The organism is Streptomyces sp. NBC_00239 (genome assembly GCF_036194065.1).
Taxonomy (GTDB): domain Bacteria; phylum Actinomycetota; class Actinomycetes; order Streptomycetales; family Streptomycetaceae; genus Streptomyces.
Genome location: NZ_CP108095.1, coordinates 1680157 through 1694739, shown reverse-complemented (window position 1 = coordinate 1694739; position 14583 = coordinate 1680157). Strand labels below are relative to the sequence as shown.

The following is a 14583-nucleotide window of genomic DNA, read 5'->3' as shown; positions in this document are numbered from 1 at the left end:
CGGTCCGGCCCGGTGGGGTCCGGTCCGGCCGGGCCGGACCGGCTCAGTTGCGGCGCAGCAGGTACGTGTCCATGATCCAGCCCTTGCGGGCACGGGCCTCGGTGCGCAGTTCCTCGATGCGCCCCGCGACCTCCGCGAGCTTGCCCGAGACCAGGATCTCGTCCGGAGTGCCCACGTAGGCGCCCCAGTAGATGGTGAGGTCCTGGTCGAGGTGGCGGGTGAAGGCGTGCCGGGCGTCCAGCATCACCACCACGTCGTCGGCGTCCTGCGGCCAGCCCTCGGCCAGCCGGCGGCCGGTGGTGATCTGGACGGGACGCCCGACCCGGTTGAGGTTCGTGCGGTGCTTCGCCAGCAGCGCCGACACGCTGCTGATGCCCGGGACCACCTCGTACACGAACGGCACCCGGCCGCGCTCGGTGACCTCTTCCAGGATGGCGAGCGTCGAGTCGTACAGCGACGGGTCGCCCCACACCAGGAACGCGCCCGTGCCGTCCTCGGCGAGGTCCTCGGCGATGAACCGCTCGAAGATCTCCGCCCGGGCGCTGCGCCAGCCGTCGACCGTCGGCGCGTAGTCGGCCGGCGTGCGGTCGCGGTCCGGGTCGCGGCCCTCGACCAGCCGGTGACCGGGCCGGGCGTGCGCCGCCAGCATCGCGCGCCGCAGGCCGGTGAGGTCCGCCTTCTCCTCACCCTTCTCCAGGATCAGGAACGCGTCCGTGGCCCCGATCGCCCGGACCGCCTGAAGGGTCAGGTGGTCGGGGTCGCCCGCGCCGATGCCGATGACATAGAACTTTCTCACCCGGCCGAGTCTGCCCCATGCCCTCCCGCCCCCGGCCGCCAGGTCCCCGCAGACCGCGCCGTCCGGGACGGTCTCCGTGCCGTGACCGTGCACGCCCCTCCGGCGGCCCCGCACCGGGATCGGAGGCGGGCTCGGCACCGGGATCGGACGAATGCCCCGTCCCTGCGGTGACAATGACCCCATGCCCACGCACATCGCACTGACCGCCCTCGTCGTCACCGACTACGACGAGGCCATCGACTTCTACACCCGGGCCCTCGGCTTCGACCTCGTCGAGGACACCGCGCGCCCGGACGGCTCCCGCTGGGTCGTCGTGCGCCCGCCCGGCGCCACGGAGTCGGCCCTCCTGCTCGCCCGCGCCAAGAACGACGCGCAGCGCGCCCGGGTCGGCGACCAGACCGGCGGGCGCGTCGGGTTCTTCCTGTACACCGCCGACTTCGCCACCGACCACGCCCGGATGACCCGCGCCGGCGTGCACTTCCTGGAGGAGCCGCGCCACGAGGCGTACGGATCGGTGGCCGTCTTCGAAGACCTGTACGGCAACCGCTGGGACCTGCTCCAGCCCGCCGGCTAGTGCTGTGACCGGCAAACCTTGCCGGTCACAGCACCAGCCGCGGCGCCTCGGCCGCCGCGTCCACCGGTTCCGAGGCGGCCGAAACCCGCCCGGCCAGCTCCCGCGCCCACTCCACCAACCCCGGCACGTCGATCCCGGGCACGTCGGCCCCGGGCGCGGGCGGTACGGGCTCCAGGCCGGCCAGCACCTGCGCTCCGCGCAGCAACAGCCGGGCCCCGCCGACCGCATTGCCGCGCGCCGCATGGGTCAGCCCGACGGCCAGCTGCGCCAGCCCCCGCCACAACCCGGCCTCCGCCTCCGGCCGCGACTTCCACGCGTCCTCGAAGACCTCGTGCGCGTGGAAGGGCATACCCGCGTCCAGTAGCCGCTGCGCCTCGCGAACCGTCTCCGCCGGCTCCCGCACCACCCCCTCGGGCTGCCGCCCGACGCCGGTCTGCCCGTACGGCAGCGGCCGCCCCAGCCCGTCCCGCGGCCGCGCACTGCGCGCCCGCCCCGTCTCGTCCCGATCCCGCCCGTCCGTCCCGTTCACATCCCCATCCTCGCCCGGCCGGTCACAGATGTCAGGGCACCCCTCTGCGTGGGGTAATGTTCCTTCTGCACGCCGACGCGGGGGAAATCCCAGGTCAGCAGGCATCGGGACGTGGCGCAGCTTGGTAGCGCACTTGACTGGGGGTCAAGGGGTCGCAGGTTCAAATCCTGTCGTCCCGACTCGAAAGAGTCGCAGGTCAGAGGCCGTTTTGGAGCAATCCAAAACGGCCTCTTGATCGTTTTTGGGGACCAGTTGGGGACCAACGCGGTCAGTGCGGGTCAGACGGCGATAACGGCCGTGACTGGCAGCGAACGAGGTGCACGGAGCACCATGAGGTGCGCAGACAGCGCGGCACCAGCTGCGGTGATCTGGCCGGCGTCGGGGTGCAGGTAGCGCTGAGTGGTGGTCAGCGAGCCGTGTCCAGCGATCTTGCGCAGGACATGCAGGGGGACGCCTGCGTCGGCGAACCAGGTCAGCCCGGTGTGGCGCAGGTCGTGTCGTCGAAGGTGCTCGAAGCCGAGCTCGGTGACGACGTTGTCCCAGTGAGTGGCGTCGCGCAGGACGGCGGTGGAGATGCGTCCGCCGCGGGGGCCGAAGAAGATCCGGGCGTCGGGGCTGTTGCCAGCGGCGAGCAGGCGTTGGGCCACCATCGGCCGTACCTCTTCGATGAGGGGCACCTTGCGGGCGCGCTTTCCCTTGGTGGCCTTGTCGACGAGCCCGCCTCGGGCGGGGGTGGTCTGCCGTCGTACGGTCCAGATCCAGTTGTCGGTGTCGATGTCCTTGACGCGGACTCCGGAGACCTCACCGATACGGGCTGCCGTGGATGCGGCGAAAGTGACCACGTCGCCCCAGCCCTGGTACTGGCCGTATGAGCGAGCGACCAGGGCCTTGGCGAGGGCCTGTAGGGTCTCCCAGTCGGGCAGGGCGAGCGCACGCGGGTCGTTCAGCTCGTCCTCGACTTGCTGGTACTGGCGCTGCCAGCCGCTGACCCGGGCGGGGTTGACCTTGATGAGCCCGTCTCGAACGGCCTGCTCCATGACGCGAACGAGGACGGCGATGGTGTTCTTCACGGTGGAGCGGCTGTATTCGTCAGCGATCCATCGGTAGACGGTGCGGTCCACTGCACCGTTGGTGATCATCCGGACCGGTAGGTGCCCGAGGGAGGGCACTACGCGCAGACGCCAACCGGCCATATAGGGGTCGAGCGTCTTGAGTTCCAGCCCTCGAAGCGCGAGGTCCATGTTCGCGGTGCCGTAGTCGGCCAACGGCATGGTGGCAAGCGACGGGTTGATGCCGGCCTGGGCGGCATCGACCAGGGCCGAGATCCACTCCTGGGCTTCGTCCTCGGTCTCCTTGGCCTCGGAGATGGACTTGCGGGACTTTGTCGCGGGGTCCCACCAGCGCACCCGAGCTCGGTAGGGCGAAGGCCGGTTGGGTCGGTATTCGACATCAGCGGTGAGGCGGACGCCAACCGGCACGGCCTCGACGGCGGAAGGAGGTGTCGCTATCGCCATGTCAGGCCGCCTGTTCGGGATCGACACGGCGTCTGCGCAGCCAGTGCTCGATGTCGATCGCGCTATAGAGGGTGACGCGATCGGACACCGGAACAAACGGCGGCCCTTGTGGAGGGCGAGCTGTGCGCCATCGTCGGAGCGTGGAGGGGTCGATGTTCAGGATGCCCGCGAGCTCGTCGGTCGTGAGCCATTGGCCCGTGACGAGCGTGGGTGAAACGTTTCGTCCACTATTCGTGGATTCCTGGAGTGGCATGGGGTCCTTGCGATGGCACACAGTGCCGATTGGGCGAGTCGGTGCAAGAGGCAGGTCGGTCACGCTCCCTGTCCGGAGTAGGGGTGGACGACGACCATAGGGGGAACGTGGGAAAAGTCCAGCGAAAGACCACCGGATTCGCACACGGAGAACAACCTCTCCGACGAGGTCGGCGAGCGGCTGGGCGCTCTGAGTCACCCTCCGCGCTTGGAATGCGGGTCACGGTGGTCGCTATGTATAACTAAGTCAACTTTCCCTCTAGTTGGCGTAGGGGCAGTGCGCGGATCGAGCTGTGGCGCGATGGCTCGCCAGGGGGAGTGGCGCGATGGACTAGATGCGTGCCTTTCGACAAGCGGGCATTGGCGGTGGAGATTCGATCATCCGGACGATCCCCGGTTTCGGAAACCGGGAATGGGCGGCTATATTTCGCCCGCTGACTAGGCTGTGGGTCGGTAGGCGCTGGGAGTTGGCAGACTCGAAATTGGCTGCTGGTTCCTGGGGGCGCCGTGACTTGGTCCCTGGTAGCTCGCTGCTTCGGTGGGGCCGCACTGCCGCGGTCCCTCGGGGTTTCTGGCCGTCCTTGCTGCGAAGATCGCCCCGTTGTCGGAACGTAAATTCGACGAGCTCCCTGCCTGAGCCGGAAATAGTCGCGACCTCTCCTGTGTTGAGTCAGTTCTACGGAGGGGGTGGCGGGGGCTGAAGCTGTTCAGCACGAAGGGCGGCGTAACGGAGGTTGCGCCGAGACTGGCCGACGAAGAGGCGGAGGTGCAGGGTCTCGTCGAGGCCCACATGGAGGCCATGCTCGGGGTGCGCTTCCTGGCGAGCGAGTACAGCACCGGCCCGGTGCACGGTGGCAGGATCGACTCCCTGGGCTTGGACGAGAACGGTGCGCCGGCGATCGTGGAGTACAAGAGGGCGACCGATCCAGGCGTGATCAACCAGGGCCTTTTCTACATGTCGTGGCTGGTGGACCATCGGGACGCGTTCCGGCGCCTCGTCCGCGACCGGCTCGGACGCGAGGCAGCTGCCGCGGTGCTGTGGAGCGCTCCGCGACTGATCTGTGTGGCCGGCGACTTCACCCGCTACGACATCCATGCGGTCCGCGAGCAACGGCATTTGATCGATCTGGTGCGCTATCGGATCTTCGGAGACGATCATTTCGGCCTGGAGACCATCGCGTCGGGCGGCGGAGGCCAGGCGTCACCGAAGGCGTGGCGCCGGCGAGGACCGGCCTCCGAACAGCGTGCCAGCGGACCGGACAAGGTGACGGCTGAACTGGCCGCGGCTGCTGACGAGGTCCTGCTTGGGCTAGGCGAGGGCATCACCAAGGTCGAGAATCAGACCTATATTGCGTACCAGCGGCTCCAGAACTTCGCCTGCTTGGTGCCGCGGAAGGCCAGGCTGCTCGTCTATCTCAAGGCCAGCCCGGCCAAGGTCGACCTGATCCCCGGGTTCACTCGGGATGTGACAGGGCTCGGCCATCAAGGCACCGGCAACCTGGAGGTGCAACTGCGCTCCGTGCGCGACGTGGAACGGGCTCAGGAGCTGTTCCGGATGAGCTACGCCGCCGCGTAGCCATAAACGATCTCGCAGCATCCTCACCGAGGCCGCCGTCGGCAGCTGCACCAGGAAGCAGCAGCCATCAACTCCGGAGACGAACCAACAGCCCGGACCAGCCTCGTCGGAAAACGGACGTCACATTACGAACCACTCTCACCGTGGCAGTCCTCGTGACGGTCCTGACTCGGTAGGGCGCCACCTGCACTGTGCCGTGGTTGCCGGGCTCAGCGGACCCGGGCCCGCGGCTGAGGAAGGGGCGGGGGAAGACGGGGAAGGGGAGGTGACCGCCGTGCTGCGAAAGGTGGAGGAGAAGCCAACTCGGCGGCTGCGGCGGTGAGCTGGATGAGGAGGTCGTGGAGCGCGCCTGCAGAGAGGCGGATGGACCAGGCGGGTCGGTTCGCGTCGCCGCCGAAGGCGGTCCACCGGTCGTCGGCCGCGTGTGGCAGGTGCTCGAAGGTGACGCTGCGGTTTGGGGCTTGCCACGTCGTGCGGGCCGGGTGGCTTGCCACGGACCAGCCGGCCTCCTCCAGAGGAGTGTGGGGATCCGCTGCGTCTACCGGGAGCGGGGCGTCGAGGTGGTCGGTGATCGCGTGGATGAGGCGGACGGGGGTGCCGGCAGTGATGGTCGCCCGCCAGAGCCTCTCGCCGACGGGCCCGTCGTACTCGGCGATCGTCCAGGCGATGTCGGTGCGATGGCGGGCCTCGTGGTCTAACTCGGCCCGGATGGTGAGGTTTTCGTGCGAGGCGATGGTCGTCTCGTCACTCCAGGTACGGTGCTTGGCCCAATGCTGGCTCGATTCGAACAGGGCGTTGAGGAACTCCTCGTGTTCGCCGGGACCGGCGACCGTCGGCGGGGCCGCCTGCGCTTCCGTGAACTGGACCCTGGGCAGCGGTGTGCTCTCGCCGCGGAGGGCTCGGCGGACGCTTTGTTCGAGGTCCGTGAGCGGGGCGGGGCCCGGGCGGACGGCGACGGTGTAGAGCCTGTGGAACTCTGCCACGGCCTCAGTTTCGTCCTCGTAGGCCGTGGCGACTTGGCGGACGTGGTTCTCTCCGTGAAGGTGGACGTGGCGGTGGACGCCGCTGGCGTACGTGCCCACGGCGACGGTGGTGTTCCCGTCGTTGGCGTGCAGGTGGATGATCAGGCGGCCTTCGGCGATGTCGTCGTGGATGCGCTGGGCATCGGCGCTCACCTCGCGTACTTCATCGCGGGTGCACCACGGGAAGGGATAGTTGCCCCAGGTCCATTCCGTGTCGATCTCGTCCTGGAGGGCCGTCTCGATCTCGACGGTGAAGCCGTTTCGACTCAGTTGCTTGGCTGCGGTGTTCGCGTAGTACGGCTCCTCGTGGTCGATGCGGGCGAGGACCATGGCGTCCGGTCCGATGCTGCGGAAGCCGAGGTCGTGCAGGTGAGAGCGGGCGGCGTCGCTCGTGGAGCCGGAGGTCGTGGAGATGACGGCCGGGTGGTGGTCTGGGTGGAGGGTGAAGCGGATGTGCGCGTCGGCGGGGGCGTGAGGCATGAGGAGCTTTCGGTCGGGGCGGGAATGGTCATCGGCCTGGCCGGGCTGGGGTTCGTGCGGCGGGGCCGGCTCGTACGACCGGAGTTCGTGGGGCGGCTGACGGGCGGGATGGGGGCTTCTCCCCAGGGTCGTTTGTGGCGTGGTGCCAGCGGGTCCGAACGGAGGACAGTGCGGAGAGCGCCCGGCGGCTGCCGGTGGCCAGCTGGTGGACGGAGGTTGCCTCGTCCGACGTCAGGGTTGCGATCCGGGCGGCGACCGTGACGGCCTGACTGAGGAGGGCGCGCTGGAGGATCTTCTGGCCCCAGTGCTCGGGTGCCCCGGCGGGATGGGAGACCAGGTCGAGGACCTCGTCAGGGCCGAACCCCGTGTGAAGCAGGCCGCGTTGCTGGGCTTCCCACAGCAGGGTGATGGGGTCCACGGGTGCACCTCGGCGGGCGAGTCCGGTCAGGCAGGCGAAGAGGGCGGCGTGCGCGGGGACGGTGAAGTCGCTTTCGTGTAGCCAGCGCATCCGCGGCAGGTCGTCGGGGCGGGCGGTCGCTGCGGCCAGCAGCATCCGTTCCTCGTCTTCCGACTCCGCAGGCGCCTCGGCTGCCGGGTCGGGTGCCTCCGGGGTTCGGGGCATCGACCCGGGGTGAGAGGGGAAGGCCGTGGCCAGCTCGTCGAGGTAGACGGCGAGCTGGTCGGCGCAGGCCAGCACCGTTCCGGCCGGGTCGGGCCCCGGGGCGCGGGCGGCCTGGGAGAGGAGCCCGGCGTGTCGGCGCAGGAGGCGGCGGGCATGTCCGGAGCGGACCATCTGGGCGTAGGCCGGGGCATGGGCGTCCGTGGGGCAGTTGCTGATGAGGATGTGCAGGTAGGCGGCTGTCAGGGCGCGGGTCTGGGCGGCGGCGAGGAGCTGGTTGGGCCATACCGGGCTGGTGCGGTGGACCTCGGGCGTGGGCGGGGACACCGTGCGCATCGCCGCGAACAGGCTGCTGTGGGCGGCGCTGGCGAAGTGCTCGGGCTCGAGCGGGCCGATGGTCTTCAGGCGGTCGGGTACCAGGAGCAGGGCGCCGAGCAGGGCCTGCTCGGCGTAGTGGACCACCGGCAATGGCGGCGGATCGCCGAGGGGCTCCTCCTCGGCTGCGGCGCGGGCGTGGTCGGCCATCAGGTCGCCAGAACGAAGTCGTCGCGGTTGAGCATGCGTTCCACGTGCGGAGCGATCAAGTGCCCTGCGAGCAGCGGGGGGACGGCGTTGCCGATCTGGGAGAAGCGCTGGCCCTTGTTGCCCTGCCAGGGATAGGCCGCCGGGAAGGATTGCAGGATCCCGGCTTCCTCGGCGGTGATCCGGATTGCTGGCGCCGCCGCGGAGCCCAGGGTCGTTGTGGAGCGGGTGGTCCAGATGCATTCGTTGGCGCGATTACCGAAGAACAAGGTGGCGGCCGGCTCGGTCACGGGGCGGATAGCCGCGTTCGCCTGGCTGTTGCTGCGCAGAACCCAGTCCGGTCCAGCCGTGCAGCGCGGCGATGGCCGGACCCCTTCCCGGCACCTGCACGGCGAGCCGGTCTTGGAGCTCCGGGAGGGTTCCCTGCGGGGCAGGGGGCTTTGCCAGGCGCCGCGGTCGCGGGCGTCGGACAGAGTCTTACGGGAGCCGGACGGGAAGGGTTCGGGCCCGCCCCCGGGTCCGCCGCCGGCGCACACAGTGGGCACGGGCCCGTCCGTGCGTCCCCAGCCCAGGGCTTCGGCCATGGACACCCATCGCTGGCGGCCGGGCCCGAAGAGGGATTCCTGCTCGCCGAGCTTGGCGTGCGTGGGTCCGGGCGGGGCGGCCCGACGGGTGCGGGAGGCGATCAGGATCGCCCTCCTCCTGGTCTGCGGTACGCCGTAGTCGGCCGCGTTCAGGATGCCGCTCCAGGTGGAGAACCCCCAGGTGCGCAGCACGGCGGCGTACTGCTTCCACAGCGGTGCGACGTTGGGCACCTCCTCCATCAGCACCCATTCCGGCTCGCCCACGGTGTGGAGGGCATGGAGGTATCGCATCGGCTCGGCGGCCAGTAGCGACCGCGGGTCCTGGCAGGCGGCAAGCAGCTGGGGCCGGGTGTCGCGGCCGACCGCGAGGTCGGCAACGGCCTGGTGGACAAGGGGCTGGTCGACAAGCCCGAGACGTTTGCCTGCCATGCTCCATGCCTGGCAGGGCGGGCTCGCTATCAGCCCGCGGGTCCGCCCCACGAAGGGCCGGACCGGGTAGAGCGTGACGTCGGTACGGATCGTGGTCTGCCCGGCTGCGGCGCGAGTCTTGCAGGCCCATTCGTCCCACTCCAGGCCGACGTCGCGCACACCCAGCACGTGCAGGGCGTGCCCCCAACCGCCCGGACCGGCGAAGAGGTCCACGATGAGGTCTCTCATACGGCCAGCCCGAAGTCGTCCCTGACCGGTTCGGGCTGCTCGCCCCGGCAGGCCCACGGCGAGCAGCCGTCCACGACACCGGCTTCGAGAGCCTCTGCATCAGGAGCGTCGTTCTCCTGCTGGAGGGCAGCCCATTCGGCTGCAGTGACATGGTCGATCGGCGCCTCGGAAAGGGGTACCCGGGACCGGTGCAGAAAAGCCTGGCCGAGGAGCGGGTTGCCGCTCGCGTTCGCGCGGGCATTGCCCTGACGGATGGCCGCATCGAACTCGACTACGTCAGCCCATTCGCTGGGAGAGCTGTCCCTGATGCTGCGCCATTGCGCATTTCCGTGAAATGGGCAACCGAGGCAGCTCGACTTGGGCGTATCGGCCAGTCCGAGCCGCTCCAAGTAGCGGAGGCAGTCAGCCCTTGACCAATCTATATCCAGGAGTGGGTGTATGTTGTGCATGTACTGGACGCCGGAGTCCTTGGCCCGATGGAACTCATCCGTACTGATGCCGACCCACTGCTCGACAAACACCCCCTTTGGCACCCTGGCGGGATAGGGGTACCCGAGGATTTCTCGGACCTTCTTTTTGATAGGTTTTATCTTATATTCCCCGGTGCATTGGCGCCGGGTCATTCCTTGCTTTCCGTCCTTGTTTAGGATGTAGAGCGGCATGGAAGCGAATCTGTGGCTCGGGTCAAGGGCGTCGTTGCGAATGTTTCCCGAAGACACACGAAGGATCGGAATTCCGGCCGGGGCGGCGATCTCGCGTTCAAGGCGGTCGAGGTGCTCGTACACCTTCTTCGGCTCCCAGCCGGTGTCCGCGAAGATCGCGACATCGATCTTGGGGAGGGTGCCGTCGGCGGACAGGCACAACAGGACCGAGCTTTGGACCCCGGCACCAAGCGAAAGGGCGCGGAGGGCCGGGCGGAGGGCGGTGGCCGCGGTGTTGGTGGCCGACTGGTGCGGTGTGGTGGAGGTTTTGGCGGTGGTGGGGATGGCAAGTCCTTGCGGGTGGTGCCGCCCGCGGCGTGGGCGGCGTCGTTCATGGGCGGGTCGGGAAGAGGGGAAGCGGCTCCGTCAGCGGCCTCGTGCCGGTGTCGACGTGGCGGGCACTGGGGGTACGGCAGGGGTGGCGGACGCCGGGGTCGTGGGGGGAGCCGCGAGGAGGGCAGCGACGGCGGTCGCTCCGCCGGCGGTGAGGCGGATGCGGTCCTGGGCCGGGCCGTTGTCGTAAGCCGGTGGCGCGGTGGCGGGCTCACGCGTGATCAGGCCCTTGCCTTCCAGGGAGCGCAGGGTGCCGATCCGGACGCGGCCGTCGCGGCTGTGGACGTACTGCCGCCCCAGGCTCTGGGCCATCACGACGTGGCCGCGGGCGGCTGCGTGGAGAGCAGAGAGTTCGGCGGCGGCCAGGCCGTCGGATGCCCCTGCCGCGGCAGGCCGGCGCCGTTGCGTTTCCCGGGCGATCCCAGTGGCGGACTCGACAGCTGCCTCCGGAGCGAGTGCGGTCAGCTCCTGCGCCAGCCGCACCTGGCGGTCGACGCCGTCGGGCGGGCCGGCGTGTTCGGGGTTCGTTAGGGATGCGGCGGTGACCACGGCCTGCGCCTCGGCCAGGTGGCGGGCCGCTTCGCTGCTGAGGTAGGAGATCTGCTTGATCCGTACCGTGGCGTCGATCAGGGCGGCGCTCGCGTACAGCTGCTGGTCCTGGACGGCCTTGACTGCCGCGAGGGACTCGTGGGCCAGCTGCGCCGCGGAGTTGGCGTGCGCACCCAGCTCTGGACCGGAGGCGTGGGTGGGCCGGAAGAGGGCGAGGGCGTCGTTGTGCCGGGTGTAGTTGCCAGACAGGGAGAGGAGGAGTTCGACGGGTGTGCGGGGCTCGGGCATGTCGAACAACTGGCCGTCGGTGGGCTCGGTCATAGGCAGGGAGGGCCTTCGGGTGGGGCCGGGTGCCGAAGCGCTCGGGACGCGGCGGGGCGGGAAGCCGGGAAATCCGGGAGGGGTGGGGAGGCGGGCCTCAGCAATGCGCGGGAAGTGCCACGTTCAGTGCTGCCGCCGAGGTCGGCTTCAGAGCCGGGATCGTGCAGCTGATGCGGCAGGCGCAGGGAGGCTGGGTGCTGGCGCGGCGGGCGTGCCGGGCTGCGTGAAGGCAGGTGCTAGCTGTTGGAGTTCGCTGGCCAGGTGCTGGGCGAGTGCCTGGCTGGTGACGAGACGGGCGTGCACCGTCTCTGGCAGTCGGTTCCAGCGGGCCTGGAGTCGGGCCCGTTCGATGAGCGCGGCGGCGGCCTCCAACTGGGCAGAGAGCAGGCCGAGCACTGCCTCCTGGTCGTCGTCGTGACCGGTGGCCTGGAGCAGCTCGTCCCCTGGCAGCGGAGGGCGTTCGAGTGGAAGGCCGTACAGCTGGGCGTGCAGTGTGTTGGCGAGGCCGAGCACGGGTCCGCCGGAGGAACGGAAGTCGTAGCGGGACTCGGCGCTGCGCAGCAGGCCGAAGCTGACGGTCACGACGTGTGGCGGAGGCGGCGGGTTGGTGGAGATGCGGGTGGCGAGGGCGCGTGCGATGTCGGCGGGGGTGGGTGCGCCGAAGTGGTTGGTGGGGGGCGTGAGATCTCCTGGGTGGGTACGGGGCGGTGGTGTGGTCCGGCCGCTCAGCGGCGGGCAACCGCCGGGCCTGCCGAGTTCGTTCTTGCCGGAGCAGGGGTCGTGGCGGTGACGGAGCGGACCCGACGGGTACTGGCTGAGAGCAGGGCCTGGACGCCGGTGGTGGTGAGCCGCAGACCGAATCGGTCCTGGTGTTCCGGGAGCGGTGTGACGGTGATGAGTTGTTTGGTGGCGAGGGCGTCGACTGTGGCCGGCAGGACGTGTGCGGACAGTGGGGATACGACCTCCCGGATGCCGTAGCGCTCGCGGAATACGCCGTCGCCCCGCGCCAGGGAAGCGAGCCCTTTGCGTTGGGCGTCGCTGATCGTGACGGTCTTGCCTCCCGGGCTCAGGCCCTCCCGCGCGGCACGTATCTGGGCGTAGAGGAGGCCGTCGTGCCGCAGCAGGGCGGCGCGGATTGGCTCGACGGCCGAGGGCGCTCGGGACAGCGGGGCGCGGGTCTGTTCCAGGAGGCCGCCGGCGGAGGCGGTGTCGTCGTGAGCGAGAGCCGAGATGGTGTCCGCCGCCCGTGCGGCGGCGGTCGTGGTGGCCTCGGTCAGCTGGCGCAGGAGGGCGACGGCCTCCCGGCCGTCGAGGGTGGTCGGCGCGTCGCTCAGCGCCGCCTTGGAGAGCAGCTGGCCGCAGAGCAGCGACGTCCGGTGCAGGGTGCCGCTGATCCGCACCATGTCCTCCAGCTGTCCAGGGCCCGCGCTGCGCTGCTTCTTGAGGCCGTCGAACCCGTACGCGGCATCGAGCAGCAGGTTGGTGAGGAGCAGCAGTTCCTCGTTACTCGGGCCGAGGGCGAAGGACTGGGGCAAGGGGTCTCCTGGGATAGGGGAAGGCGGATGCCTGATGGCGCAGGTGCGGGCGATGGGGCGGCCCACCGTGGCGGCCGGTCGCCGTAGCCCGGTCTCGGCGGCGGCGCTGACGGCAAAGGCCATCCAGGCCGGTGGCGGCAGCGTCAGGCCTGGATGAAGGCATTCGTGTAGCGGAACCGCACGGGTGTGAGGTGCGGGATCACGCGGCCTTCTTGAAGTCGGCCTGCGTAGGGGCGGCTTTGGCGACGGCCCGCGCGGTGATCGCCTCCGAGGCTGCCTTGGATGCGGCGGCCAGGTCGCCCGCGCCCGGTTCGAGGTACCAGGGGCGCAGGTCGAGCGCGGCCGGGCGGAGCCCGGTGGCGAAGAGGAGGGCGGTGCCCTTGGGCAGCGCGCGGATCCGGTCCGCGGGCAGGATCCGCTCCTGCCGCATGCTGATCGAGGTGGACTTGCCCGAGTCGGAGATAGAGGTGGACTTCGTCTCGACGTCGTGGTCGCCGATCAGCCGGCTGAGCTTGTCCGCGAAATCGGGATCATCGATGCCGGCGCCGATGACCTTGATCGTTGCCGCCGACCACATGGCGTCCATGCCTGCGTCCGACCACACTTTCTGGCCCTGCCGGTAGCTCTGCAGGATCGTGATCGGGATGATCCCGCGGGAACCCAGGTGCGAGTACAGATCCGGCAAGTCAGAGATTTTGCATACGTTTGCGGCCTCGTCGAGGATCGCGAGCATGGGCGGGTCGAGGCGTCCGCCGCTGCGTTCGGCGCGGGAAGTCGCCGCCCGCATCACCGAGTCCGCGCACGCCGCGATCAGCGCGGAGGCTCCGCCGCCACCGTCCTTGGAGAGCAGGAACAGTGTGTCGGTGGAGGCCACGAAATCGACCGGGCGGAACTCCGGGACGTCCTTCTGCGGGGTCACCCAGGTGGCGATGTCGGCGCTGAGCAGGGCTGACGCGTACTGTCTCGCGGTCTCATACACACCGTCTCTGGTTTCCGGCGGGCCCTCGACCGTCCCCTTCAACTGGGCCGCGACAGCGGTGAATCCGTGGTCGCGCAAGATGTCGAGGGGGCGCCGGTCCGCAGGGAAGGCCAACCAGGTCATCACGTCCGTGATCGGGCGGTTATCGAGGGCTGCGGCCAGGAACAGCTGGCTCAGGACGTTGCTGCCGGCCTTGGACCAGAAGTCCCCCTGCTGGCTCGCGTCCACGGACGCGGCGAGGAAGTGTCCCGCCAACCGCCCCGCGCCCTCCAGGGACTTCGCGTCCGCCAACGGGTTCCACCACATGGTGCGCGGTGCGTGGGCGATCTGCTGGGGGTCCATCGACCACACCCGCCCTACCTTGCTGCGGGCGTCGAAGCAGGTCGTATAGGCGTCCCCAGCTGCTTTGTTGCTGGTGAGGAGTACGGCGCCGGGCGCGGCCAGGATGGAGGGAATCGCCAGCGAGGTGGTCTTGCCGGAGCGGGGGGCCATGATCGCGACCGCTACGTCCTCCCACCCCATCCGGACTTCGGTCTTGCTGCCCTGGAGGTTGCCGAGGAGGATCCCGGTGTCGGACGGGGCGATGCGTTGGGCGTACTTCAGGCTGGGGCGCAGGCTGCGGGCTTTGTCGGTGATTGCGGTGGCCAGGACTGGTGCGATGTCCTTGGCCTTCGCGGTGCCCTCGATGCGGCGCTTCTTGTTGCCGCCGAGCGTGCCCTTGTGGCGGCTCCACCACAGGCCGCTGGTGCCGGCAAGGGCGAGCAGGGCCAGGATGGGCAGGATCCGCGCACCGATCAGCAGGGACGTTTCTCCCAGGCTGGGCCAGAGCTGGTCGGGGCGTATGAGGGCGTCGGCGGGCCGGTAGGCGGCCCAGGTGTTGCCGGTGGCCAGGGCGGTGAGGTTTCCGCCGAGCCAGGCGAGGTGGGCGAGGGGGACGGCGACGGCGAAGGCCCCGAGGAGGACCTTGAAGGCTATGTCGTAGCCGTCGGAGGAGGAGCTGGGCTGGGACAAGGGCGCGCGATTCCATGGAGGGGTCGGGG

At 69.7% G+C, this 14583-nt stretch carries 14 protein-coding genes and 1 tRNA gene; 3 read left to right on the top strand and 12 right to left on the bottom strand.

All coding sequences use genetic code 11. The annotated features are described in order from the left end of the window. Positions 1–43: 43 nt before the first annotated feature. On the bottom strand, positions 44–796 hold the full coding sequence (cobF, locus tag OG764_RS07415) for a precorrin-6A synthase (deacetylating) (RefSeq protein WP_328967591.1): 753 nt from the start codon (positions 794–796) through the stop codon (positions 44–46). Between the two features lie 181 nt (positions 797–977). Here cobF and OG764_RS07410 point away from each other — a divergent pair, with 181 nt between their 5' ends. After that, the gene (locus OG764_RS07410) at positions 978–1370 is read left to right on the top strand and encodes a VOC family protein (RefSeq protein WP_328967590.1); all 393 of its coding nucleotides are present in this window, start codon (positions 978–980) and stop codon (positions 1368–1370) included. Positions 1371–1395: 25 nt separating this feature from the next. On the opposite strand, the gene OG764_RS07405 is transcribed toward OG764_RS07410, so the two are convergent. Then, positions 1396–1899 carry a DUF309 domain-containing protein gene (locus OG764_RS07405; protein WP_328967589.1) on the bottom strand — a complete coding sequence of 168 codons (504 nt, stop codon included), beginning with the start codon at positions 1897–1899 and terminating at the stop codon, positions 1396–1398. 105 nt (positions 1900–2004) lie between these two features. Between OG764_RS07405 and OG764_RS07400 the strand changes: the two genes are divergently transcribed. After that, positions 2005–2078 (top strand) — tRNA-Pro (locus OG764_RS07400). A gap of 99 nt (positions 2079–2177) precedes the next feature. On the opposite strand, the gene OG764_RS07395 is transcribed toward OG764_RS07400, so the two are convergent. Together OG764_RS07395 and OG764_RS07390 are read right to left on the bottom strand one after the other, a co-directional pair. Continuing rightward, positions 2178–3413 (bottom strand): tyrosine-type recombinase/integrase, encoded by a 1236-nt coding sequence (locus OG764_RS07395; RefSeq protein ID WP_328967588.1) that lies wholly within the window; start codon positions 3411–3413, stop codon positions 2178–2180. Between the two features lies 1 nt (position 3414). Next, positions 3415–3666 (bottom strand): helix-turn-helix transcriptional regulator, encoded by a 252-nt coding sequence (locus OG764_RS07390; protein WP_328967587.1) that lies wholly within the window; start codon positions 3664–3666, stop codon positions 3415–3417. A 696-nt stretch (positions 3667–4362) separates the two neighbouring features. Between OG764_RS07390 and OG764_RS07385 the strand changes: the two genes are divergently transcribed. Then, positions 4363–5241 carry a DUF5655 domain-containing protein gene (locus OG764_RS07385; RefSeq protein ID WP_443056191.1) on the top strand — a complete coding sequence of 293 codons (879 nt, stop codon included), beginning with the start codon at positions 4363–4365 and terminating at the stop codon, positions 5239–5241. Positions 5242–5450: 209 nt separating this feature from the next. Here the strand turns inward: OG764_RS07385 and OG764_RS07380 are convergent, their stop codons facing one another. From OG764_RS07380 to OG764_RS07345, 8 genes are all read right to left on the bottom strand, one after another. Next, positions 5451–6743 (bottom strand): DUF317 domain-containing protein, encoded by a 1293-nt coding sequence (locus OG764_RS07380; RefSeq protein WP_328967585.1) that lies wholly within the window; start codon positions 6741–6743, stop codon positions 5451–5453. Positions 6744–6771: 28 nt separating this feature from the next. Next, positions 6772–7887 (bottom strand): DnaB-like helicase N-terminal domain-containing protein, encoded by a 1116-nt coding sequence (locus tag OG764_RS07375; protein WP_328967584.1) that lies wholly within the window; start codon positions 7885–7887, stop codon positions 6772–6774. Then, positions 7887–9125 carry a DNA cytosine methyltransferase gene (locus OG764_RS07370; RefSeq protein WP_328967583.1) on the bottom strand — a complete coding sequence of 413 codons (1239 nt, stop codon included), beginning with the start codon at positions 9123–9125 and terminating at the stop codon, positions 7887–7889. The genes OG764_RS07375 and OG764_RS07370 overlap by 1 nt, the downstream gene beginning before the upstream one ends. Beyond that, the gene (locus tag OG764_RS07365) at positions 9122–9991 is read right to left on the bottom strand and encodes a hypothetical protein (RefSeq protein ID WP_328972909.1); all 870 of its coding nucleotides are present in this window, start codon (positions 9989–9991) and stop codon (positions 9122–9124) included. The genes OG764_RS07370 and OG764_RS07365 overlap by 4 nt, the downstream gene beginning before the upstream one ends. Before the next feature lie 201 nt (positions 9992–10192). After that, positions 10193–11029 (bottom strand): hypothetical protein, encoded by an 837-nt coding sequence (locus OG764_RS07360; protein ID WP_328967582.1) that lies wholly within the window; start codon positions 11027–11029, stop codon positions 10193–10195. Between the two features lie 147 nt (positions 11030–11176). Then, positions 11177–11611: a hypothetical protein gene (locus OG764_RS07355; protein WP_328967581.1), complete on the bottom strand. Its 435-nt coding sequence runs from the start codon at positions 11609–11611 to the stop codon at positions 11177–11179. Between the two features lie 143 nt (positions 11612–11754). Then, positions 11755–12564 (bottom strand): hypothetical protein, encoded by an 810-nt coding sequence (locus tag OG764_RS07350; protein ID WP_328967580.1) that lies wholly within the window; start codon positions 12562–12564, stop codon positions 11755–11757. 199 nt (positions 12565–12763) lie between these two features. Beyond that, positions 12764–14554, bottom strand: coding sequence for a type IV secretory system conjugative DNA transfer family protein (locus OG764_RS07345; protein WP_328967579.1), 1791 nt, complete (start codon positions 14552–14554; stop codon positions 12764–12766). Between the last annotated feature and the right edge of the window lie 29 nt (positions 14555–14583).

Bases quoted from the DNA above. Each gene is read 5' to 3' on its own strand.
- OG764_RS07410 (WP_328967590.1), top strand. From the start codon at position 978: ATGCCCACGCACATCGCACTGACCGCCCTCGTCGTCACCGACTACGAC.
- OG764_RS07395 (WP_328967588.1), bottom strand. From the start codon at position 3,413: ATGGCGATAGCGACACCTCCTTCCGCCGTCGAGGCCGTGCCGGTTGGC.
- OG764_RS07390 (WP_328967587.1), bottom strand. From the start codon at position 3,666: ATGCCACTCCAGGAATCCACGAATAGTGGACGAAACGTTTCACCCACG.
- OG764_RS07380 (WP_328967585.1), bottom strand. From the start codon at position 6,743: ATGCCTCACGCCCCCGCCGACGCGCACATCCGCTTCACCCTCCACCCA.
- OG764_RS07375 (WP_328967584.1), bottom strand. From the start codon at position 7,887: ATGGCCGACCACGCCCGCGCCGCAGCCGAGGAGGAGCCCCTCGGCGAT.
- OG764_RS07370 (WP_328967583.1), bottom strand. From the start codon at position 9,125: ATGAGAGACCTCATCGTGGACCTCTTCGCCGGTCCGGGCGGTTGGGGG.
- OG764_RS07360 (WP_328967582.1), bottom strand. From the start codon at position 11,029: ATGACCGAGCCCACCGACGGCCAGTTGTTCGACATGCCCGAGCCCCGC.